Here is a 22284-nt window from a genome sequence, read left to right as displayed (position 1 = left end):
CTATTCCTAAGTGAACCTGCCTCCGGGCAGCATAAGCACATCGACCAGTTTCCCGGCTGCTACTCCTTCATTGGTAGGAGGTATAACAATTAGAACATCGCTGTCTTTGATGGTAACCATGACGCTTGATTCATCCAAAGGAGCAGGATAAGCTACAAGCCTTCCGCCCTCAAATGTCAAACTCCCTCTGACAAATCGGGTAAAATTATTGATCTTATGATAGGTATTGCCCAATACCGCTTGAAATTCTGGCAAGAAAGGTTTGGAGACTCCCAATATTGCACCGATAAATGGACGGACAAAGAGCTCGAAGCCAACGAAGCAGGCCCCCGGATTACCTGAGAGGGCAAACAGCAGTTTCCCCTCTTTCACTGCAGCGGTTGTTACGCTACCCGGGCGCATCGATACTTTATTGAATAGCAATTCCGTCGATGGTTCACGGACGAGCTCCGCCATAATGTCATAGTCGCCGACAGATACGCCCCCAGTTGTAATAACGATGTCATACTCGGTAAAGGCTGCTTCCACCCTTTGTCTCGCCTTGTCTAAATCATCTTCGATCGCTTCCAGCATGTAAGGCTCACCGCCGGCCTCCCGAATCTGATTGACTAACATATACGTGTTGCTATTGCGAATTCGGCCATCCTGCAAAGGTTCATCGATCTGTAATAGCTCCGAGCCGGTTGAGAATATGGCTACTCGAGGTTTTTCTACAACCGGAACCAAATGGTAGCCAAATGTGGCCAATACCGATATTTCACCCGTGCCAATGCGTCGTCCTTTCTCTAGAATCCGATCTCCATCGGCAAGCTCAAATCCGACAGGTGTAATATTTTTACCTGATTCTATTTCCCGTTTAATGCGAATATACTTTTTGCCTTCATGCTCAAGAGTCTCAGTCATTTCCAGCATGACGACCGCATCCGCCTCATCCGGCACCTTTGCCCCGGTCATGATCCGGGACGCCATGCCTCGTTCCACCTTTGCCGAAGGGAGTGAGCCGCATGGAATATCATCAATAACTTCCAATTGAACAGGCTGCTCGTTATTGCAGCCCCTCGTATCGAGGCTATGTAGAGCATAACCATCCATGCCAGAACGGCGAAAATGAGGAAACGGATGCGGAGCCGTAATATCGCTTGCGAGAACTCGATTATTGGCCTCCGAAATCGGAACCAATTCCATCTCGCCTTGTTGGGCATAAGCTAGGATCTTAGCCTGAGCTACGGGAACTGAAACGATATTGCGCCGAAATTTATCAGAGTTCAAATTCTTTGTCATATATTCATTTCCCCCATCTGACTATTCTGCTATTCATTTGTCACAGTATCCATGTTACAGCTTGTCTCACTTAAAGATCAATCTCTCAAATAAAAAAGGGAGCAACCTTGAAGGTTTGCTCCTCATCATTAACCTACCCATAATCGATATTTAAACCTGCATTTGAGCTGTTTGCAATAAATAACCATCTATTAACGAAGTAACATGCTTATGAATACGATCTATTTCATCACGCTGAAGCTGATCATAATGGATGCCCATGACCAGCGTGACGGTTTGCCGCAGCTCCGCAGCTACCCGAAGTGCGTATCCTTCGCTAAGTATATGCTCCTTATGGCCGGGAACGACATGGGTCTGTACACACACGCGCCCGTCTTCCCAGTAAGCGGTGGATGAAGCACCAATATGCCTCTCTCCCCCTGAGATGATAAGCAGCCGATCTCTGCCTACAGTTATCGCTTGCAAAGTGATATCCGTATAACGACGCTCCATGCTAAACAATCCCTCTTATCTCATCTAAGGATTCGATTTTCTCCCGCTCCATGAGGATTTGCAGCTCATCGATAAGGTCAGCTCCCGCCCGCAGATTGACGAAATTATGTGTTCCGACCTGAACGACGGCAGCCCCTGCCATAATGTATTCCAGGATATCCTCTGCGCTTTGGATCCCCCCCATTCCCACCACGGGAATAGTCACAGCTTTACTCACCTGATGAACCATTCGCAGTGCAATCGGCTTAATCGCCGGTCCTGACAGTCCTGCATACAAATTATCAAATACGCTACGACGCTTGTGAATGTCAATCTTCATGGCGGAGAAGGTATTGACCAGCGATACCGCATCCGCCCCTTCTTCCTGACACATAAGCGCCATTTGGACAATATCCTCGGCATTGGGCGAGAGCTTGATCATTAAAGGTAATGTCGTTGCTTGGCGAATCTTCCTGACGACTTCGCGGGCAATCTCTGTCTTTATGCCATAGGCCAATCCGCCGGCTTTGACATTGGGACAAGAGATGTTGAGTTCAATCATATCCACCGCTTGCTTACCGCTCGTTTTACGCAGAAGGGCATCCTCTTCAATCAATCGAGCACCTTCCACATAATCCTCTAATGTATTGCCGCCCAAATTGGCAATTCTAGCTAGGTTTAGACCAGCCCAATACTCACATTCCTCGCGTAAAAAGGCTGTAACGCCCGGGTTTTCCAATCCAACGCTATTCAGCATACCGGATGGGGTCTCATAAACTCGAAACCCGCTATTTCCTTCCTTCGGATTCAGGGTTAATCCCTTCCCGCAAATGCCGCCCAACCGATTAATATCATATAAGGAACCGTATTCCCGACCGAAGCCAAATGTACCTGAGGCCATGACGATGGGATTTTTAAAATGAACCCCTGCGATGCTGCACGTCATATCGCTCATTCGAATACCACCTCCTCAGCCAGAAACACCGGACCATCCGCACATGCCTTTCGCCGCTTATCCAGGCATTTTACGCTGCACACAAGGCAAGCCCCAATACCACAAGCCATCCGATTCTCCAGGGAAACATAGACATCGGCCTCGCTTTTGGTTTCCAATTTCTTGCGCTGTACCGCCTTAAGCATGGGTTCCGGTCCACAGGAAATAATCGTGTCATAGGCGTGAAAATCAACCTGCTCTAGCACGATACCGCCCACGTTCACAAGCACTTTGCCAGTCGTAGCAGCTTCAAAATTCTCCGTCAAGTAGGGATTTTGGCTAAATCCCAAATATACATCAGAGCCGCGATAATTACGCAGCGCATAATGAAGTGGAGCAATCCCGATTCCACCGCCCACCAAGGCTATTCTAGCCCCAGCCTGAACCTCCGGAAATCCATTTCCAAACGGACCTTCCAGCTGAAGCTCGTCTCCGGGCCGTAAAGCGCTGAGGAGCCTTGTCCCTTCTCCTGTCACTTGGTATAGAAACTCTATGCCGGATTCGTTTAGATCAAAAATGCTAAGTGGCCTGGAGAGCAGCGGATATCTGTCCCACGCCCGAACCATGTAAAACTGCCCCATCCGTCCCGAAAACGCTCCTGCTGCCTTGAGTCTGAATATGTTCGGGGCTACTTCTACATTTGCTATAACTTCCGCCATATTTTTCTCACCTCTCTAGCGAATAAGCACAGAATACTCCAAAATACTGCTTTATTAAAGATGCTATTTTTGCGCGAGCAAGTCTGTGACATTTATCACATGAAACTAGCTGTAGCTAAATGTAGCTAGATGTAATCCTTAACAGAACGAATAATAATCTGTCCCAATGAAAGTCATATTCATATGCAATGTTGGGCATACCAATAGATAACAATTCAGCACCAAAAGGAGATGGTACACCATGTTTAATTCCATCAAAGCGCCGCTTGTCCTTGCTATCTGCATGGCGCTTCATATGGGAATGGCCTCCGTTTCCGCCACTCCCGTACCATCCCATGATACCACCTCCTCCGAACAATCTGTTGCCACAGAAGCTAGACCTATGACACTTGGAGAGCTGCACAGCAAATATTCTGAAACCTTCAAATTCAGCGGCCCGCATGTGAAGCAAATCGCCCTGACCTTCGATGATGTGCCAGATCCCCGCTTCACCCCAAAAGTGTTGGATATATTAAAGCAGCATGGAGTTAAAGCGACCTTTTTCGTCGTGGGTAATCGAGCGAAGAAGCATCCCGAACTACTGAAAAGAATTCACCGGGAAGGGCATATCGTCGGCAATCATTCCTACAGCCATCCTTTATTCAAGAAGAAGTCTGCGCTAGATTTTAAAAATGAAATCAGGCGAGCCGAGAAGATAATTGAGAAGATTGTCGGCTACAAGCCTCGCTTCATCCGCCCTCCTTACGGGGAAATCAACGAAGAGCAGCTAAAATGGGCTAAGCAACAAGGCTACAAAATTATCAACTGGAACGTTGATTCCTTGGATTGGAAGGCGCTCGATAAAGAAAAAGTTAAACATAACGTGCTCAGCGCGGTCGGGCCAGGGGCTATCGTTCTACAGCACGCTGGTGGCGGCGTGGGATCTAACTTGTCGGGAACAGTCGAAGCTTTGCCCGACATTATCCGCATTCTGCGAAATCGGGGATACTGTTTCGTCACTATTTCCGAGCTCCTACATCAAGAGAAAGCTTTATGAAGTGAAGTCCGGTAAGTGCCAAGAAAACGCAAAAAGGACATCCCGGCTGGTCTAATCTCTGACCTTGCAAGCGGAACATCCTTTTCACGATGACTCAATTAATAAGATTTCTTATTCTCACTTAATCCAAAACGTATAGCTTCACATCCTGAAAGCCGAACTGACTTACTTTCTGTGGACTGGCCGGAATAAATATATCGATGCGATTACCTTTAATCGCGCCGCCTTGATCCATCGCCGTAGCGACAAACGCATTTTTCGGTAAATCAGGATGGTTATGACCGGTGACTAACACCTTTGTACCCATCGGAATAATTTTGGGGTCCACAGCAATCGTACCGAGTTTCAATGGATTGCCGTAATAGTCAACAGGCCCCCATTTTCCGTTCTCGCTCGCCGCAGCGGAGTAAGCCGTAGCCTTTACATGAATAGTAGACTTGTAATTGAACGTTTTCCCCCAGGCTTGAACAACCCGATCCGCTGAAAATACTTTCAGCGAAGAAAGCGCATCCACTTTTTTCTCTGGAGCAGAAAATACCTGCACGCTTTGACCCGGAATCGTAATCTTCAATCCTTCATAAATATTTTTTGCCTCAATGCTCGGATTCGCTTTCATAAGCTTGTCCAAATTGACTCCGTACTGCTTGGCCAAGAGATAAAATGTATCTCCGTCCTTTGCCGTATGTACTGAATCCGCGTAAGCTGGCATGGCGTTCAGCGCTCCCATTAATCCCACTGCTATCACTGCTGTCTTCAATCCCATCGCCAATTTACGAAATCTAAGCTGTTTTAACATGCTGCTCCTCCTTTAACGCCTGCGAGGTTAGTTGTCGGATTCGGAAAAAAGGACAGCTCCCGGCACAAAATATCTGTGCTTCACCCCTAGACAAAACGATGCTATTCCTCATCATGGATACATCAGCTTGTCAAAAATCGTCCCCCGCACCTGCCTTAGCAGTGTTTTGGCAAATTAAATATATCACAAAATTGTAACCTGTAGAGGATGCAAATGTTACCAATGGAAATAAACCCAGTATTATCAACGATTATTCATTTCAATAGCTATGACAAAAATTAAATAATTTCCTCCACAGCAAAAAAAGCACGACCCTCGGTCATGCTCGTACACTCGCTTTATTATTTATAGCACTTTACTTAAGAAATCTTGCGTTCGCTGGTTGCGAGGCGAACCGAACACCTGCTGCGGGGTGCCGTGCTCGATGACGACACCCTGATCCATAAACAGAATACGATCGCCTACCTCTCGGGCAAAACCCATTTCGTGAGTGACGATGACCATCGTCATTCCGCCTAAGGCCAATCCCTTCATGACTTCAAGTACCTCCCCCACCATCTCGGGATCTAAAGCTGACGTCGGTTCATCAAACAGCATCACATGAGGCTCCATCGCTAAGGCACGGGCTATCGCAATACGCTGCTTCTGACCGCCCGACAGTTGGGATGGATAAGCAGCACTCTTGTCTTCCAAGCCCACCTTTCGCAGCAGCTCTAGCGCTTTGGCCTGAGCCTCAGTCTTGTTCTGTTTCTTGACCTTCATCGGAGCCATTAAAATGTTGTCCAATACCGTCTTATGAGGGAACAAATTAAAATGTTGGAACACCATCCCCATCTTTTCACGGGTCTTGTTGATATTGTGGCGTTTCTCTGTAATAAGCTCGCCCTCAAAAATAATTTCGCCGCTGGTCGGCTCTTCAAGCCGGTTCAAACAGCGAAGAAATGTACTTTTACCCGACCCGCTCGGTCCAATGACGACGACAACCTCGCCGCGTTTAATTTCCAGATCAATGCCTTTCAAAATATGCAATTGACCGAATTTTTTATGCAAATCCTTAACGGTTATCACTAGCCTGCAATCTCCTTTCGAACCGCCCCAAAATTCGGGAAAGTGTAAATGTAACGATGAAATACATTACGGCGACGATCAGATATGGAAGCATACCATTATACGTAATCCCTTGTACCGCGCCTGCCTGAAACATAATTTCGGTCACTCCGATAAAAGAAACAATCGAGGATTCCTTAACGATTACTACGAATTCATTCCCGATCGCAGGGAGCACATTTTTGATGGCCTGCGGAATAACAATGAAGCGCATCGTCTGCCCCTTCGTCATTCCGAGAGATCGAGCGGCTTCGCTCTGCCCGCGGTCCACACCTTGAATGCCCGCCCGGAAGATTTCTGCTAAATAAGCGGAGCTATTGATCGACAGCGTAATTGCCCCGGATTGAATGGGATCAAAATTAATATCGAACATGTACGCTAAGCCATAGTGAATAATCATTAGCTGAACAAGCATTGGAGTGCCTCGTAGAAATTCTACCCAGGCGTGTCCGATAAAGCGGACGATCCCCCAAGGCGCCATACGAATCAATGCGATGAACATACCAAGAATAAATCCGAAGAATACCCCGAGCGCCGCCAGCCACAGTGTATATTGCAGACCGGTCAAAAAGTAACTGCGATAATCCCAAAACATCGTTCCGAAATCAACAAAAAAATCCATAAGCCTATCATTCCTCCAATGATCGAAAAACGTGAATATAGGAAGCAGAGGCTCCGAAACCGACTCTTCCTTATCATTTTAAAAGACAAGTCAGCCTGATGTCGGCGGTTTTACGAAAAAACAGAAAAATAGCGAAATTTCTCCGCTATTTTCTGCTTATCTTGTCTTTTCCGTGAAGAAGCTTCCTTTCAATTATCGAATGGACAGTTCACTAGCTTCTTTTACGAATTTCTCAATGCTGCCATCCTGGATTAGACGATCCAAGGTGGTATTTACTTGGTCAAGCAGCTCTATGTTTCCTTTTTTAATTCCTACCACATAACCTTCATCCTCGGTTACAGGCACAGCGTCTGTAATGGCGATTCCCTCAACGTTTTTCACGAACGACTCAGCTACAGGCCCTTCAATAATTGCAACATCTACGCGACCAGAATTCAGCTGCATAATGATATCGGAAATTTTAGCCAGGGAGGTCAGTTTCGCGCCGGGAATTTCTTTAGCAATATCCTCCTGAATGGAGCTCTTCTGTACGCCGATCTTTAAGCCTTCCAGCGATTCAAGTGTTGCGTATTTATCCTTGTCGGCTTCACGAGCAACGACAGCCTGCTTGGCATTATAATAAATTTGCGACATCTCGATGGATTCAGCACGGTCAGGAGATGGGCTCAGTCCAGAGATAACGATATCCACACGACCGCTTCCAAGCTCATTCAATAAGGAAGAGAAAACCATATCCTTGATTTCCAACTCCGCACCCATATCCTTTGCAATCTCTTTGGCGATTTCTACGTCGAAGCCAACGATCTCATCTTCGCCGTTTTCGTTTTTGATATGAAACTCATAAGGCGGGAAATCAGCGCTCAATCCGAGAATTAGCTTTTTGGTCTCCTCCGTTCCCGCACCTTGCGAACTATTCTTTGCTGCCTTATCCTGGCCACAAGCTGCCAATACAGTAGTTAACAGCAGCACTGCCATTAATAATATACCCCGTTTTTTCATCTGTCTCTCTCCTCGATTGTTATAAAAGTAAATCAACATCTTACGAATTCACTGGGCTAATTATAGATCATAATGCATATATATGCAAAAGAAATTTTCGACATATTTCCCATAGCCCTTTACGGGGGTATTATACCCTGGTCAATTTTACTACACCAACAGTTTAGTATTATACTATTACTTCTATATAACACTTGACAAAAAAATCCATTCTCCCTCGCAACAAACTAGGAATACTCTTATGTTCTTCTTTACTTTATTCATTAATGTATTGTATAAATCAGTCCATTTATTCATTGACGCTGTGATACATTTCATTAAAGCCTTACCTTCGCTAATCATTATTCTGGTTTCTTAAACTTGACGCATTAACTCATGCCCGAAGCTTATTCAGGGAATAATGGTTCATAACAAGGAACAATGGGTTATTAAATAGCTGTAGTACGATGTTAAAGGAGGCGGGCACATGCTACTTGAAGCTTTATACCACGTGCCTCGAGATAAGTGGGCATATGCTTATAATCCATCGACCATTCATCTGCGTGTGCGCACCAAACGGGATGACGTAGAGCAAGTATTTGCCATGACCGGGGATAAGTATGACTGGCAAGCGACTTATCAAGAACTTGCAATGGAAAAAGCAGCCCATGACGCAATGTTCGATTACTGGGAGCTTGCCGTAAAACCTAAGTACAAGCGGCTCTCCTATGCCTTTAAATTGATGGCTGGTAGTGAAACCGTGTATATGCAGGACAGTGGAATCGGATATGATCCTCCCACGCCGCCAGGAGAATTATACGAGTTCCCCTACATTCATGAAATCGATGTGTTCAAAGTGCCTGAATGGGCTAAACAGGCTGTGTTTTATCAAATCATGCCCGAGCGTTTCGCCAACGGCGATCCCTCCAATGATCCCGAGCATACCGAGCCCTGGGGCGGCATTCCAAAATCCGATAATTATTTCGGGGGCGATCTTCAGGGAATCCTCGATCATCTCGACGATTTATCTGACCTTGGAATTAACGCGATCTATTTCACACCGCTCTTCACCTCCCCTTCCAATCATAAATACGATACGGTCGATTATAAGAACGTCGACCCTCAGTTTGGGGATAACGATCTCTTAAAGCAGCTTGTTAACGCCTGTCACGAAAGAGGAATACGTGTTGTCCTCGATGCTGTGTTTAATCATTGTAGCGAGCTGTTTCCTCCATTTCAGGATGTACTAAAGTATGGTCAAAATTCGAAATATATCGATTGGTTTCATATCAACGAATTTCCAGCATCAATCAAAAACGGCGTACCCACATACGACACTTTTGGTTTTTTTGGCAATATGCCCAAATTCAACACCGCAAATCCCGATGTGAAGGCGTATCTACTAGGTGTCGCCGAATACTGGATCAAAGAAATTAATCTTGACGGATGGCGCCTGGATGTTGCCAATGAAGTGGATCATCACTTCTGGCGCGATTTCCGACAAATTGTAAAAAAAGCGAACCCAGAAGCCTATATTATCGGCGAGGTATGGAGCGATTCCTTGAATTGGCTGCTTGGCGATCAGTTCGATTCCGTGATGAATTATCCCTTTGCGGATAAGGTGCTTACTTTCTTCAATGGCGGTATAGACGGCTATAGCTTCTCTAATGATATGGGCGCTCTGATTATGCGATATCCCCAGCAAACCAACGAAGTTATCTTCAACATGCTGTGCAGTCATGATACGCCAAGGCTGCTCACCAGCGTTGGCAACGATAAGCGCAAATTGAAGCTTTGTGTGGTATTTCTATTTACGTATATCGGCACACCTTGTATTTTCTATGGAGATGAAGTCGGTTTATCCGGAAACGGAGACCCGGATTGCCGGAAATGCATGATCTGGGATCCGGATAAACAAGATCGTGAGCTGTATGATTTTTATAAATTGATGATTGCTCTGCGTAAGAAACACAACGCTTTACGTGAAGGACGGTTCCGCTTTTTGCATGCAGACAGCCATGATCCGTGCATCATATACGAGCGAATAGACGAAAAGGGCCATTTTACCATTTGGATGAACAATACGGAGAAGAAGCGCACGCTATCACATCCTATGAATACGAATGATTGGTGTGACGCTCTGACAGGTGAGCGTGTCATGCCAGATAAAGGAACCATGAATATTAGCTTAGACTCTTACGGTTATCGCATATTATTTCGCAAGATAAAATAGCTCATAAGCAGATCAACAATATATACCCCCGATACACCCTAATGAAGTGGATGAATCGGGGGTATATAAACTATATTTGCCCCTATTCTCAAATCATGATGAAGTTTGTGCGTCTAACCGCTCGTAAATATCAATATACCGTTTAGCGGAAGCCCCCCAGCTATAATCTCCGGCAAAAGCATTACGCATCAGTTGTTTCCAATGCTCTGGCTGATGATAATACTTTATCCCTCGACGCAGCGTATGTAATAAATCATGCGCATTGAAGTTGGTAAATGTGAAGCCATTCCCCTCGCCTGTCTTCTCATTGTAAGATTTCACGGTATCGTTCAAACCTCCTGTTTCCCTGACGACAGGAATACTGCCATACCGTAGCGCCAAAAGCTGGCTAATCCCGCAAGGCTCGAATTTAGACGGCATCAGAAACAAGTCACTGCCTGCATAGATTCGTCTTGACAGCGCATCACTGAACTTGATTTGTGCGGACAGCTTCTCGGGATGACGATACACCGCTTCTCTAAACCAGTCTTCGTATGCGCGGTCGCCTGTGCCGAGGATAACGAATTGAACCTCGTCACTCTGCAGCCACTCATCAAGAATGCGTATAACTAGGTCAAGCCCTTTCGGTTCAACTAAGCGCGTCACCATAGCCACGAGAGGGATGCTTGATGAAATCGGCAAGCCTAGTTCCTCTTGCAAGGCAATCTTGTTCTCCTGTTTTTTTAATCTGCTTGATTTATAAGTAACCACAAGCGCTTTGTCGGTCGCAGGGTTATACAAATCCGTGTCCACACCGTTAACAATACCGGATAACCGATCACCAAGAGACCGAAGCAGACCATCCATTCCATATCCATAATACGGGGTCTTGATCTCTTCCGCATAGGTCGGGCTTACTGTTGTAACATGGTTTGAAAACACCAAGCCTGCTTTCATAAAACTTACAGCACCGTTATATTCAACAGCATCCGGCGTATAATAAGTGTGCGGCAAACTCAACAGGTCACCAAGCACTTCAGAGGGAAACAATCCTTGATACAACAAATTGTGTATGGTGAATACGGTACGAATGCCAGCGTAGTAAGGATCATGGCTGAAATGCTCCTTCAGCAGCAGCGGAATCATGGCGGTATGCCAATCATGACAATGCAGAATGTCCGGCGCGAATTCAATGGCTGGCAATATTTCCAACACGGCCCGGTTTAGGAACGCAAATCTTTCCCCGTCGTCCCAATGGCCATATACCCCGTCTCTACCAAAGTAATATTCATTATCGATAAAATAAACCGGGATCTCCTCCCACAGTAAGTGTTCAATGCCACCATATTGTCGACGCCAGCCGACGGGAACTTCAACCGCCCCCCAGTGCTTAAGGAGGTCACTGTATGCAGCGGACATATCCCGGTACTTCGGCAACACGACCCGAACATCGTGCCCCGCCTGACGCAATGCTTTAGGCAGTGCTCCTATGACATCGGCCAGACCGCCTGTTTTGATGAACGGTGCTACTTCCGCCGCAGCAAACAGCACTTTCATTCTCTCGTCCTCCTTTTCATCTTCGTCGAAGCAGCTTGTCGCTTCACCGTCTTCTTCCAAATCGTCATACTGAGCGGAGCCATGTCCATGACAAGACTGTGTGACTGCTCATGCCAAGGTATCTTTACGGAAGCTAAAGTTTGTTCCTGGATCACTCCATTTCCGCCAAAAGCCGCGTCGTCACTGTTGAATATAAGCTGGTATTCCCCAGGCTTTGGAACGCCTACGCGATACTCCGATCGCCAGACAGCCTGAAAATTAATGATAACTAGAAGCGTATCTCCGGCTTTCTTGCCTTTTCGCAAATAGCAAATCACGCTTTGCTCTGCATCATGTGGGTTAATCCACTGATATCCTTCATAACTATGATCCAACTCCCACAGCGCTCGCTCTTGTAAATACAACTTATTCAGCGCCGCTGTATACCCGAGCATTTGCCTATGGGAATCATATTTCAGGAGAAACCAATCCAACTGATCTTGATCCTTCCATTCAATGAATTGTCCAAATTCTCCGCCCATAAATTGCAGCTTCTTTCCCGGAGAAGTAAGTTGATAACCAAGCAACAGTCGCAGACCCGCGAATTTCTCCTCATATTCTCCAGGATTTTTGTCAAGCAATGATTTCTTGCCATGCACTACTTCATCATGTGAAAAAGGCAGTATGAAATTCTCAGAATAAGCGTAGCATATGGGAAAGGTCAGTAAATTATGATGATTCGGCCGTTCCCAGAATGGTTTCTCGATGTATTCCAGCGTATCGTTCATCCAACCCATATTCCATTTATAATTAAATCCTAAACCGCTGTCCGTTATAGGAGCCGTTACGAGAGGCCAGGCACTCGATTCCTCAGCCATCATCAAGGCATGCGGGTAGTATCGGAATACCGTGTGATTAAGCTGTTGGAGGAATCGAATTGCATCGAAATTTTCGATGCCGCCTTGATCATTTAGCCGATACTCGCCAGATTTCTTCTCAAAATCCAGACGGATCATACTTGTGACCGCATCCACACGGAGCCCGTCAAAATGAAAAACATCCATCCAATATAAGGCATTAGATATTAGAAAAGAACGCACTTCCGGCTTGGAAAAATCAAAGCTAAGCGTACCCCAGCCCGGCTTCTCAGCCAGCAGTGGATCAGCGTATTCAAACAAAGGCGTTCCATCGAACATACGCAGGCCATGCGCATCCTTTGTGAAATGACCAGGTACCCAGTCAAGCAAAACGCCGATACCTGCCTGATGACAACAGTCCACAAAATACATTAAATCCGCAGGCTCGCCATATCTGCTCGTCGGAGCATAATAACCGGTAGCTTGATAACCCCATGATAAATCATAAGGATGCTCGGCCAGCGGCATAATCTCGATATGGGTATAACCCATTTTAACAACATAAGGGATCAATTCATCGGCCATTTCCCGATAGGTGAAAAAACTGCCATCCTTTTTTTGCTTCCAGGTGCCGAAATGGATCTCATAAATGTTCAAAGGCCTCCGAAAGGGCACTCTATTCCTTCTTCTCCAGTGGCCATCATTCCATGAATAACCGGACAGCGACTTAACAACTGAAGCAGTAGCAGGTCGCAGTTCTGCATGAAAAGCATAGGGGTCGGCCTTGAGAAATATGTCCCCATTTGGAGCTGTAATTTCGTACTTGTAAAAAGTTCCTTCGTCAACTCCTGGGAAAAAGCGAGTCCAAATTCCCGATTCGGGTATCTTATATAATAAATCGTTTTGACCACTCCATTGATTCCAATCAGACGCTACACCAACACGCAACGCATTAGGCGCCCATACGGTAAATCTGACACCCGCTCGGCCATCCTCAACCTTCAGTTGGGCACCGAACGTGTAATAACTGCGATAGAGTGTACCTTCATGAAACAAGTAAATATCGTTTTCAGAAATAATCTGTTTGGACGACTGTTCTGATGATAACAATAAATCACCTGCTTTTTTTATAAAGTTCCATCAACACAATTACCCATTTATTTCAACATTGAATACCGATTTTTAGCTTTGAAAAATAAAATGAAACTTGTCATCCATTTTTTCTTCATATCGTTTCAAGGGCTGCATATCTCGTTTATGTTAGTACTACATTGAAAATCCACAGGGAGGGAAAACGACATGAACAAAAAGAATTGCATTGCCATGCTGTTGGCCGGAGGGGAAGGCCGGAGATTATCTCCTCTCACGTCCAAACAGGCAAAGCCGGCAGTGCCATTTGGTAGCAAATACCGTATTATCGATTTTCCTCTCAGCAATTGCGTAAATTCAGGAATCGATACGATCGGTGTTCTGACACAATACGAAGCAGAATCACTCCATCAGCATATCGGAGATGGTGAAGCCTGGGGTTTACCCCGAACAGAGAACGGCGGAATTGCTTTGCTTCCTTCTTATGGCACAGGCCATACGGGAAATGAGGAATATGTGGGTACCGCCGATGCCATCTATAAAAACATCGAGTATGTAGATCGGTTTTCTCCTGACAATGTCCTTATTTTGTCCGGTGACCATATTTATCATATGGATTACCGCGAGATGTTAAATTCCCATATGAGCCAGGGGGCGACGGCCACCATTTCCGTGATGCCGGTCCCTTGGGAGGAAGCACACCGCTTTGGTGTCATGTCCATTGACGAACAACATCGGATCATTGAATTTGCTGAGAAGCCGGAGCGACCAGCAAGCAATTTGGCTTCTATGGGGATCTACTTGTTCAAATGGGATTTTCTTAAGCAACATTTAATTGAAGATGCGGGCGATCCCCATTCCAGTCATGATTTTGGCAAAGACATCATTCCCAAGATGCTTGCGGGCTACAATCCGCTGCATGCTTACAAGTTTCAAGGCTACTGGCGCGACGTCGGTACCGTACAAAGTTTATGGGACGCGCACATGGATCTTCTGAACGGGAACAGCGAATGGGCATTATTAGACGATAAATGGCCTATGTACACCCGTGAAATACGGACGAAGCTGAACTCCGTCAAGGCACGACATGCCGAGGTCAAATTATCCATGGTGCATGATTGCTGCACGGTAGAAGGCTGCGCTGAGCACTCCGTTATTTTTGGCGGATCCGTCATTGGTCGTTATACAATAATCAAAGACAGTATTGTGATGCCAAACGTAGAAATAGGCCGAAACGTTATCATCGAGCGGGCGATCATTGGCGAAGGAGCCATCATCAAAGATGGAGCAATTATCAAAGGGACAGCCAACGAAATCCTCGTGATCGGCCCAAATGAGACGGTGCTGGCAAAACCTGCCGTCCGTACCCAGCCTTCCCGCATACTCAAGGAAGTATACGACAGCACGCCTCGTCTTCGTGCGGAAGGATTATCATCTTAGAAGCCTTGTCCAAATTCCATATTATTATGTATATAACAAAGAGCGGATCATCATGATCCGCTCCTTAAAATTATTGTGTAGTTATGTTCATTTCGTATAAGTTATATCCTCTTCCCTGCTTCTCTCCTGAACCTTTTCGGACAAAGCCTATGCTTTCATACATACGATTCAGCTTCTCATTGCCATCCCAGCAATCCAGACGCAGTACCCCTCTGTTCAACTGCTTTGTGCGTTTGGCAGCCCACTCGATCATGGCACTGCCAAGCTGCTTGCCCCGCCAAGAGGAGCGGACAGTTAGACGATGGAGATAACTGAATCCCTCTTCGTTAAGGGCTCCCCAGTATTCAGGATCACTGGTCTGCAGCGTGAACATGCCTACAGGCTGCTCTTCCCGGATAAGCAGATAAATTTCTCGTTCTGCAAAATATCGGTTGATTTCTTCTATGGTAAATTGCTGCGGTATCCACTGTTGCACTCCGATTCCAGCCATCCACTCCGCTGCTTCGATCAACATTTCACGCACAATCACTTTATGCGATGGAATGGCAGAAACGATTGCAAATGAACCATAAGGTGTATGAATCTCATCCATAAATTGATTATTCATCCTCGGGTGCCCCTTCATACCGATTATATTTATTCTCGTCCGCCATTGAGGGGCTTACCTTATTCTCCGTAGAAACCGCCTCAGAATCCGTCTCACCGACCATTTCCAACAAAGGCAGTGTAACCATTACAGTAGTTCCGGCACCAAGCTCGCTGTGAATCTGCATTTCGCCCTTGTGCAGCTCAACCAATTGCTTACTGATCGCAAGGCCTAATCCTGTGCCGCCCCGATTGTGATTGACTTGAAAGAAGCGGTCACTCACTTTGCCAAGGTGCTCTTCACTAATCCCAATTCCGCTATCTACCACCTGAACAAGTGCTGTGCTGCTGTCCTTTAAGGAAATAATAAGATGGATCCAACTGTTCTCATTCGAGAATTTAACCGCATTATCCACCAGGTTCAAGAAAACCTGCTTCAATCGATTTCCGTCGCCTATAATGATCACGGGACGCTCCGTGCGGTCGTCAAGCTTCAATTGAATTTGCTTCTGCTCGGCTTTAGCCCAGACGTTCAGCATAGTTTCTTGCAGCAACTCCTTCAAATTAACCCGTCCGATGACCAGCTTCATTTCGTTTTGCTGAAGCTTGGAGAAATCGAGCATCTCCTCAACGAGGCCAATCAACCGCTCCGTCTCTTTGGAAATAATCTGCATCCCAATCTTTGTCTCTTCAGGATCAAAGCCACCGGAAGTTAACGTCTCGCTCCAGCCTTTAATGCCCGTAAGCGGCGTACGGAGCTCGTGAGAAATCGAAGAAATAAAATCATCCTTGATCTGGTTACTCCGAACGATTTCCTCCGCCATATAATTCAAGGTTGAAGCCAGTTCACCCAGCTCAAATTTATAATTGCCTTTGATTCGCGCATCGAACTTCCCTTTAGCCATTTGGGCAGACACGGCTCGGATATTATTAATAGGTTTCACGATTGAATTAGCAAGTCCGATGCTGAACAAGGTAACTAAGGCGAGAACGGCCGTACCGACGCCCACGGAAAGCAGCGTCAAGTTCAGCAGCTTCGCATTTACGTCTTCCAGTGAAGTGACGTACCTAACGATATAGCGATTCTCCCCTCGGACTTGCAGCGGAGTAGAAACAGCCATGGCCCACTCACCGGTAGACTGTCTTCCTACCCATGTGCCAACTACACCTGCTAACGCCTGTGGCACATCGCTCGTCTGGATCGCCTTTTCCGCCTGAAACTGAGTGCTGCTGGCCATGACCTCGCCCTTGCGATTCAAGATCATCAATTCCGTATTATCCAGCTCAAACGTGCGAAGCATCTCTGTAAAATAATCCGGGTCCCTCTCAGCGTATAACTTTACAAATTTCTGATAAAAATCCGATGTCCGGGTAGCATGATTGGACATGTGGTTCTCTATCGTTTCGTAGTAATACGTTCTTAAGGCAAAGGCAAAAATGACCTCTACCATGAACAAGGTTACGAATACTACAATGAAATAATGCAGGACGATTTGGCGTCCAATCCCTTTTTTGATCATTGACCCTCGCCCTTCCACTTATAACCATGACCCCACACAGTTTGCAGGAAGGTCGGTTCGGAAGGGTTGTTCTCAATTTTTTGACGAAGTCTGCGAATATTTACGTCAACAATTTTGGGATCGCCCATATATTCCTTACCCCAAACATGATCCAGTAACAGGTCACGACTCAGCGGCGTGTTCTCCTTCTCCAAAAAATACTGAATCAAAGAAAACTCGGTTGGGGTGAGCTCGATCAGTTGTCCATTTTTCTTAAACTGCTTACTGATCAGATCGAGTGTAAACGGCCCGGAAGTAAAGGTTACTTTCGCACTGTTCTCACGATACACATTCACCCGTCTAAGCAGAGACTGAATACGTGCAATGAGCTCAGTCGGACTGAACGGCTTGCTGATATGGTCATCCGCCCCGACGGATAAAGCATAAACCTTATCCTGTTCCTGTACTTTGGCCGTCAAGAATATAATGCCGATCCGTTCATTGGTTTCCCTGATTTTACGACACACTTCAAATCCGTCAATTCCCGGAACCATAACGTCTAGTAAAGCAATATCGATATCCGGGATGCTGTTATACCGATCCAAAGCCTCATTGCCATCAGCCGCTTCAATCACTTCAAAGCCATTTCGTTTCAAATTAATCACGATAAAACTACGAATGGATTCTTCATCTTCCAAGATTAACACTTTACTCAACTTTGCCTTCCTCCCTTTCCTTACAGAAAGCGATTATCGCTTTATTTCTTTTTCGCCTTTATTCACTTTCAAATCGGTATGACTGAGGAACCCGATAACTTTATCGTTGTCACGTGCGAATAACGCCCAATCTTCCTGAACCAGATCCCACTCCGCCAAAGTAAAGAAACGAATTTCCGCAAGTGTGGCATTTGTATCAATATCAATGAATTTGATATGCTCATCCTTGATAGACTTAATATCAATCGTAACTTTGCCCCACCATTCCTTCGGAAGATTGAAATAGAACCGTCCCGCCAAGTCCATATATTGCTGCATGACGAACGTCAAGCCCTTGTTCGGATCCCACTGGTAGTAAGAGAAGAACCATGGAATGTCATCAAAGGCGATATACTCCCAGCCTTTCGGGGTTTCAAGCATCCCGATCTCCAGAATGCCGTCATCATTCACATCTCCGCTCATGATTTGATAATCTTTGAGGGTAGAGCTCTGATCCGGAATGAGGTCCACAAGCTCCCCGTCCTGCATCACAACGATAATCGAATAGCCGGAGAGTTCACCCGAAATGGCATCGAGAATAATGCCCCGCTTATCCGCTGTAATATTGCCATGCACGACGTTATAATAACCGCTAACCGCATTATCCAGCTGCAGTTTGTCCAGCTCCTGAAACGATTGGTCATATTGATACGTCGTTATAGTTGTATACTGGTCTTTCTTCAGCGAAACAACCGTGATATCCAGCTTACCATCATCGTTTAGATCATCTATTACGAAGTAGTTATAAGGTAGTTCAAGAACTCTCTCGACCGAGGTACCCGTGTATGAATATACGATAAGACCTTTCTGGGTCTGATTATCCCCGCTGGAGAACCCTGCAACGATATTAATCTCTCCATTGCCGGTTACCTCCTTAAGCTCAAACGATTCTAATACCTGGCCCTCGCCATCGAACCTGACCTTTGGCACCCATGTATCATTCTGGTTTTCCAAAATCATACCGTGAACCTTGACCTTTTCCAACGGGGTCTCGTAGAATACTACCGCTTCCATCACGCCGTCCTTATTCAGATCGACGACGCGAATCGAGCTAATATCTGCAGCGTCACGGGGCCGAATCTCCGCACCTTTCAGTTCCGCATTGATGACGCTTCTCAGCGTCTCCTTATCTGAGCTTAGCTCCGGGGTCTTCATTAACAATTTGGGATCCATCATAAAGTTACATCCGCTAAGCATAATCAGCAGCAAAGTGCCTCCCAATAAGGGAAACCATCTATTTACGTTCATCATATCACTCTTTTCATGCTAAATCGATTTGCCGCTTCTCTTCTCCCGTAAGTCGTCTTCCCTTGATGTCAAGCTTGAGCTCTCCATCATATATGCCCCAAATCCGAGTACAGAACCGCTCGGCCAGCTCAATCGGCAGAGCAGCGACGACTGTCTTTCCTTGCTCCGTGCATAAATTTTTGAGCGTTGCCATCACCTTATCCGCGGAATGAGGATCAAGACCTATGACAGGCTCATCCGCAGCGATAAAACCCGCGCCGTGCACGAGCGCCCGACATATAGCGACGCGCTGTCGCTCTCCACCGCTTAAATTGCCAGCTTTCAGATGCGCTTTGTCTAGCAGTCCGAACTTCTCTAGCTCGTCCATAGCTCCCATATAATCATCCGAACGAACCATGCCTGTCAGGCGCCGAAGCAGCGAGGTTTGCCCGGCTTGTCCGATCAGCACGTTTTTCAATGCTGTCTTCTCGGGATTCAATGTTGGGTTTTGTTCCAAGTATGCGCACTTTGAGCGATATTTCCTCGCTCCTTTTCCGCCCCCGCGAATGATTGTTTTATCATCCCAGGTGTAATCCCCATCATTCCAGCTCTCACGAAGAGCAAGGCACTGGAGCAGTATACTTTTGCCGCTGCCGCTAGGCCCAACGACTCCGATCATTTCGCCGGCTTCAAATTCCGCGCTAATCCCGTGCAGTACTTCTTTGGTATTACCTTCTACCGATTTCTTGAGGTTATTCACCTTAATCATGTCAATTCTCCTTTGGTCAATGCTTCTCTTCCTTTAGTTTATTGGAAAAAGCTCTGAAAATCCATTACACCATCTTCATATTTGCTGATTTATTCTTCTATCTGGACGGAAAACAAAACCTGATATTGTAAATACTAAATAAAACAACCCTAAAAATACAAATAATAATCCAGCCGAACCAAAATGCATGGCTATCCCGCCTAAATTCGGGCCGATAATACTACCAAGATTAAAATGAATAGAAGCGATCACGTTAGCCGTAGGAAGCAGGTGGCGTGGGAGAATATCCGCAGCGTAAGCCAGTCCCAGAGAGAAAAAGGAGCCGACCAAGCCTCCAGTAACCATGAAAATCAGCATCAATCCGAAATAATGACTACCTATTAAAGGTACGATGATAAATAGCAAACCGCCTAAGCTGCCAGCGATCATGAGAATCATTTTTCGACCATACCGATCGCTTAAATAACCAAGCGGCAATTGGAGAATCAATCCGCCGATCCCGAAGAACGGTAGTAAGGTCGATATTTGTCCTGCAGTCAGTCCAGTACGGAGCCCATATATCGGAAAGTTGCTGTTCATGGCCGCTTCCATATAGCCGTACAATAGCGATGGAATAAGCGCAAACCAAGCCAAACGATATATTCGGGTAACCTTGTGTTGGCCGGGCGCTTGCTCCTGTTCCTCGTTCATTTTGTCAGGCACTGTATCTGGCATTTTCAAATAAACGAGCAGCGCAACCAAAGCAAAAAGAATAGCGAGCAGGAGAAATGGAACAAGTCGCCCGAATGGCAGTAGTTTTATGGCTAACGGTCCAATACTGAAGCCGATCCCATATGACATGCCGTAAATTGAAATATTCTTGCCTCGTTGATGCGGGGGCGTGATGAGCAGCATCCAAAGCTGGGAGGCAAAATGCAGCGCATTATCCCCGATCCCAACGAGTAATCGAAGGATAAACCAAACCTCAAGACTGGAAATCAAGGGAAATAGCGGAAATGCGATTGTGACAAGCGCCAATCCTCCGAGAATCAATTTCTTGAAGCCGATGCGATTGAGTACTTTGACCGCAATCAGTGACATGCCGAAAGAACCGATATATAGCGCAGCCGCATGCAATCCATTTACCGAGGAGGAAATCCCTCTCTCTTCCATAAAAATCGATAATACAGGCAGCAGCAGTCCTTGGCTCAAGCCAGCGACGATAACTACCATAATGAGAATAAACACAGGCGAAATCAAACGCTTTTGTTGAAACTCCATAGAAATAATGTCTGCTCCTTCACTAAAAAGAAAGAAAATCGTCAACTGATGACGACTTTCCCAATCATTTGTAAGATATAATGCAAATAAGCTAACAAACAGCTGCCTGCAATAATAAACATTATAGTAGACAATTTCATAGCAAACAAGCCATAATAGTTATGATGTAAAGATGTCTGGGAGGTTTCTTGTCATGGCGTACAATGTCAAAGTTGACGTTTCTCCAATATATGAACTCATAAGCAGCTTCATAGTATTTACGACCCGTAAATGGGTAAACAATCTAGATGTAGGAATAGAATGGCTTGAAGACATCGGCTCTCGCTTAGACATGGATGAAAAACAAGCTTTTGCTGCTGCTGCACAGTTCCCTTTTACGGATTATGATGTGCTCTATGCATTGGCTGTCGAACGCCCCAGTCACAATGTCGACACCTTCCTTGATGATCTCGAGCTTGCTACAATTGATGTCCTCTATCATAGTATTAAATCCTATATCCCCGATTTGACAAATGATGAAATTCAGCGAATCCGCCATAGCTATATTCCTTTGCTTCGTAAATGGAATAATCTGTATTTTGCGGATGTTGCTCCGCAGTACAAGCCCTTACTTGAAGAGGATGCTGCCGAAAAGGCTACGCTGCTTCATAAAATGGATCCCGAGGCGCTTGTAGAATATGCCTCTGGTGGAATCGTGTTAGAGCCGGATCTGCCGATTGAAGAAGTCGTGCTTGTTCCCTCCATCCATTTTAGACCGATCAACACTTACAGCTTCTATAGCCGTGTCCTACTCATTCAATATCCAATTGATATACCGGAGCAGGACGAAGATGAGCCGCCGATCTGCCTACTAAGGCTGACGCGCGCCCTCGCTAACCCCGAACGCCTACGATTGCTTCGTTATGTGGCAATTGAACCGAAATCATTGTTGGAAATGATGAATAGTTTAAATGAATCCGAAGACAAGCTCATGCATCATCTCATGCGGCTGCGCGTAGCCGGCTTACTTCGCGTTCACCTTGTCGATATCGATACGGAGAAATTCAGCATTCGCCCGGATGGAGTGGCCGAATTACACATGTTCTTGGAATCTTATATCCGGTTATAGTTT

At 45.9% G+C, this 22284-nt stretch carries 19 protein-coding genes, 1 pseudogene and 1 riboswitch; of the genes and pseudogenes, 4 read left to right on the top strand and 16 right to left on the bottom strand.

Features of this window, described 5'->3' with window-relative positions:
* Positions 1-6 precede the first annotated feature (6 nt).
* From EIM92_RS15715 to EIM92_RS15700, 4 genes are all read right to left on the bottom strand, one after another.
* Complete coding sequence (locus EIM92_RS15715; RefSeq protein ID WP_125083450.1) at positions 7-1281, bottom strand: molybdopterin molybdotransferase MoeA; 1275 nt, start codon at positions 1279-1281, stop codon at positions 7-9.
* 150 nt (positions 1282-1431) lie between these two features.
* Positions 1432-1773, bottom strand: a complete 342-nt coding sequence (lpdD, locus tag EIM92_RS15710; protein ID WP_125083449.1) for a prenylated flavin chaperone LpdD — start codon at positions 1771-1773, stop codon at positions 1432-1434.
* A gap of 1 nt (position 1774) precedes the next feature.
* Positions 1775-2707: a dihydroorotate dehydrogenase gene (locus tag EIM92_RS15705; protein WP_125083448.1), complete on the bottom strand. Its 933-nt coding sequence runs from the start codon at positions 2705-2707 to the stop codon at positions 1775-1777.
* Entirely contained in the window at positions 2704-3405 is a 702-nt protein-coding gene (locus EIM92_RS15700) for a dihydroorotate dehydrogenase electron transfer subunit (protein ID WP_125083447.1), read from the bottom strand. Before EIM92_RS15700 ends, EIM92_RS15705 begins: the two co-directional genes overlap by 4 nt.
* Positions 3406-3646: 241 nt before the next feature.
* On the opposite strand from EIM92_RS15700, the gene EIM92_RS15695 reads away from it, so the two are divergent.
* Positions 3647-4441, top strand: coding sequence for a polysaccharide deacetylase family protein (locus tag EIM92_RS15695; RefSeq protein WP_125083446.1), 795 nt, complete (start codon positions 3647-3649; stop codon positions 4439-4441).
* 121 nt (positions 4442-4562) lie between these two features.
* On the opposite strand, the gene EIM92_RS15690 is transcribed toward EIM92_RS15695, so the two are convergent.
* The 4 genes and pseudogenes from EIM92_RS15690 to EIM92_RS15675 all read right to left on the bottom strand — a co-directional run bounded on the left by EIM92_RS15690 (position 4563) and on the right by EIM92_RS15675 (position 7965).
* Complete coding sequence (locus EIM92_RS15690) at positions 4563-5237, bottom strand: 3D domain-containing protein (RefSeq protein ID WP_125083445.1); 675 nt, start codon at positions 5235-5237, stop codon at positions 4563-4565.
* Between the two features lie 2 nt (positions 5238-5239).
* Positions 5240-5419: riboswitch (cyclic di-AMP (ydaO/yuaA leader) on the bottom strand.
* A 163-nt stretch (positions 5420-5582) separates the two neighbouring features.
* Positions 5583-6305: an amino acid ABC transporter ATP-binding protein gene (locus EIM92_RS15685; protein WP_125083444.1), complete on the bottom strand. Its 723-nt coding sequence runs from the start codon at positions 6303-6305 to the stop codon at positions 5583-5585.
* A pseudogene (locus EIM92_RS15680) lies at positions 6292-6939 on the bottom strand (amino acid ABC transporter permease); the annotation flags it as partial. The pseudogene EIM92_RS15680 and the gene EIM92_RS15685, both read right to left, overlap by 14 nt.
* 219 nt (positions 6940-7158) lie before the next feature.
* Positions 7159-7965 (bottom strand): transporter substrate-binding domain-containing protein, encoded by an 807-nt coding sequence (locus EIM92_RS15675; protein ID WP_125083442.1) that lies wholly within the window; start codon positions 7963-7965, stop codon positions 7159-7161.
* Between the two features lie 466 nt (positions 7966-8431).
* Here EIM92_RS15675 and EIM92_RS15670 point away from each other — a divergent pair, with 466 nt between their 5' ends.
* Positions 8432-10177 carry an alpha-glycosidase gene (locus tag EIM92_RS15670; RefSeq protein WP_125083441.1) on the top strand — a complete coding sequence of 582 codons (1746 nt, stop codon included), beginning with the start codon at positions 8432-8434 and terminating at the stop codon, positions 10175-10177.
* Between the two features lie 93 nt (positions 10178-10270).
* Here the strand turns inward: EIM92_RS15670 and glgA are convergent, their stop codons facing one another.
* Positions 10271-11713: a glycogen synthase GlgA gene (gene glgA / locus EIM92_RS15665; RefSeq protein ID WP_125083440.1), complete on the bottom strand. Its 1443-nt coding sequence runs from the start codon at positions 11711-11713 to the stop codon at positions 10271-10273.
* The gene (gene glgB, locus EIM92_RS15660) at positions 11710-13659 is read right to left on the bottom strand and encodes a 1,4-alpha-glucan branching protein GlgB (protein WP_246021007.1); all 1950 of its coding nucleotides are present in this window, start codon (positions 13657-13659) and stop codon (positions 11710-11712) included. Before glgB ends, glgA begins: the two co-directional genes overlap by 4 nt.
* Positions 13660-13848: 189 nt before the next feature.
* Between glgB and EIM92_RS15655 the strand changes: the two genes are divergently transcribed.
* Positions 13849-15078 carry a glucose-1-phosphate adenylyltransferase gene (locus EIM92_RS15655; RefSeq protein ID WP_125083439.1) on the top strand — a complete coding sequence of 410 codons (1230 nt, stop codon included), beginning with the start codon at positions 13849-13851 and terminating at the stop codon, positions 15076-15078.
* A 70-nt stretch (positions 15079-15148) separates the two neighbouring features.
* On the opposite strand, the gene EIM92_RS15650 is transcribed toward EIM92_RS15655, so the two are convergent.
* The 6 genes from EIM92_RS15650 to EIM92_RS15625 all read right to left on the bottom strand — a co-directional run bounded on the left by EIM92_RS15650 (position 15149) and on the right by EIM92_RS15625 (position 21275).
* Positions 15149-15685 carry a GNAT family N-acetyltransferase gene (locus tag EIM92_RS15650; protein WP_164515123.1) on the bottom strand — a complete coding sequence of 179 codons (537 nt, stop codon included), beginning with the start codon at positions 15683-15685 and terminating at the stop codon, positions 15149-15151.
* Positions 15678-17183: a sensor histidine kinase gene (locus tag EIM92_RS15645; protein ID WP_125083437.1), complete on the bottom strand. Its 1506-nt coding sequence runs from the start codon at positions 17181-17183 to the stop codon at positions 15678-15680. The genes EIM92_RS15650 and EIM92_RS15645 overlap by 8 nt, the downstream gene beginning before the upstream one ends.
* A complete protein-coding gene (locus tag EIM92_RS15640) occupies positions 17180-17878 on the bottom strand; it encodes a response regulator transcription factor (RefSeq protein WP_125083436.1) in 699 nt (232 codons plus the stop codon). The genes EIM92_RS15645 and EIM92_RS15640 overlap by 4 nt, the downstream gene beginning before the upstream one ends.
* A 33-nt stretch (positions 17879-17911) precedes the next feature.
* The gene (locus EIM92_RS15635; RefSeq protein WP_246021005.1) at positions 17912-19093 is read right to left on the bottom strand and encodes a hypothetical protein; all 1182 of its coding nucleotides are present in this window, start codon (positions 19091-19093) and stop codon (positions 17912-17914) included.
* Between the two features lie 85 nt (positions 19094-19178).
* Entirely contained in the window at positions 19179-19913 is a 735-nt protein-coding gene (locus tag EIM92_RS15630; RefSeq protein ID WP_125083434.1) for a phosphonate ABC transporter ATP-binding protein, read from the bottom strand.
* Between the two features lie 75 nt (positions 19914-19988).
* Positions 19989-21275: an MFS transporter gene (locus EIM92_RS15625; protein WP_125083433.1), complete on the bottom strand. Its 1287-nt coding sequence runs from the start codon at positions 21273-21275 to the stop codon at positions 19989-19991.
* A gap of 91 nt (positions 21276-21366) precedes the next feature.
* On the opposite strand from EIM92_RS15625, the gene EIM92_RS15620 reads away from it, so the two are divergent.
* A complete protein-coding gene (locus EIM92_RS15620) occupies positions 21367-22281 on the top strand; it encodes an ArsR/SmtB family transcription factor (protein ID WP_125083432.1) in 915 nt (304 codons plus the stop codon).
* The last annotated feature ends 3 nt before the right edge of the window (positions 22282-22284 follow it).

This window comes from Paenibacillus lentus (genome assembly GCF_003931855.1).
Lineage (GTDB): Bacteria > Bacillota > Bacilli > Paenibacillales > Paenibacillaceae > Fontibacillus > Fontibacillus lentus.
Note: the sequence above shows the minus strand (reverse complement) of the source record. Positions and strands in the feature narration are given on the sequence as shown.

Excerpts from the sequence above, each read along its gene's own strand:
- EIM92_RS15700 (WP_125083447.1), bottom strand. The coding sequence starts at position 3,405 with ATGGCGGAAGTTATAGCAAATGTAGAAGTAGCCCCGAACATATTCAGA.
- lpdD (WP_125083449.1), bottom strand. The coding sequence starts at position 1,773 with ATGGAGCGTCGTTATACGGATATCACTTTGCAAGCGATAACTGTAGGC.
- glgA (WP_125083440.1), bottom strand. The coding sequence starts at position 11,713 with ATGAAAGTGCTGTTTGCTGCGGCGGAAGTAGCACCGTTCATCAAAACA.
- EIM92_RS15675 (WP_125083442.1), bottom strand. The coding sequence starts at position 7,965 with ATGAAAAAACGGGGTATATTATTAATGGCAGTGCTGCTGTTAACTACT.
- EIM92_RS15650 (WP_164515123.1), bottom strand. The coding sequence starts at position 15,685 with ATGAATAATCAATTTATGGATGAGATTCATACACCTTATGGTTCATTT.
- EIM92_RS15645 (WP_125083437.1), bottom strand. The coding sequence starts at position 17,183 with ATGATCAAAAAAGGGATTGGACGCCAAATCGTCCTGCATTATTTCATT.
- EIM92_RS15695 (WP_125083446.1), top strand. The coding sequence starts at position 3,647 with ATGTTTAATTCCATCAAAGCGCCGCTTGTCCTTGCTATCTGCATGGCG.
- EIM92_RS15630 (WP_125083434.1), bottom strand. The coding sequence starts at position 19,913 with ATGATTAAGGTGAATAACCTCAAGAAATCGGTAGAAGGTAATACCAAA.
- EIM92_RS15670 (WP_125083441.1), top strand. The coding sequence starts at position 8,432 with ATGCTACTTGAAGCTTTATACCACGTGCCTCGAGATAAGTGGGCATAT.
- EIM92_RS15635 (WP_246021005.1), bottom strand. The coding sequence starts at position 19,093 with ATGATGGATCCCAAATTGTTAATGAAGACCCCGGAGCTAAGCTCAGAT.
- EIM92_RS15690 (WP_125083445.1), bottom strand. The coding sequence starts at position 5,237 with ATGTTAAAACAGCTTAGATTTCGTAAATTGGCGATGGGATTGAAGACA.
- EIM92_RS15715 (WP_125083450.1), bottom strand. The coding sequence starts at position 1,281 with ATGACAAAGAATTTGAACTCTGATAAATTTCGGCGCAATATCGTTTCA.
- EIM92_RS15620 (WP_125083432.1), top strand. The coding sequence starts at position 21,367 with ATGGCGTACAATGTCAAAGTTGACGTTTCTCCAATATATGAACTCATA.
- EIM92_RS15655 (WP_125083439.1), top strand. The coding sequence starts at position 13,849 with ATGAACAAAAAGAATTGCATTGCCATGCTGTTGGCCGGAGGGGAAGGC.
- EIM92_RS15705 (WP_125083448.1), bottom strand. The coding sequence starts at position 2,707 with ATGAGCGATATGACGTGCAGCATCGCAGGGGTTCATTTTAAAAATCCC.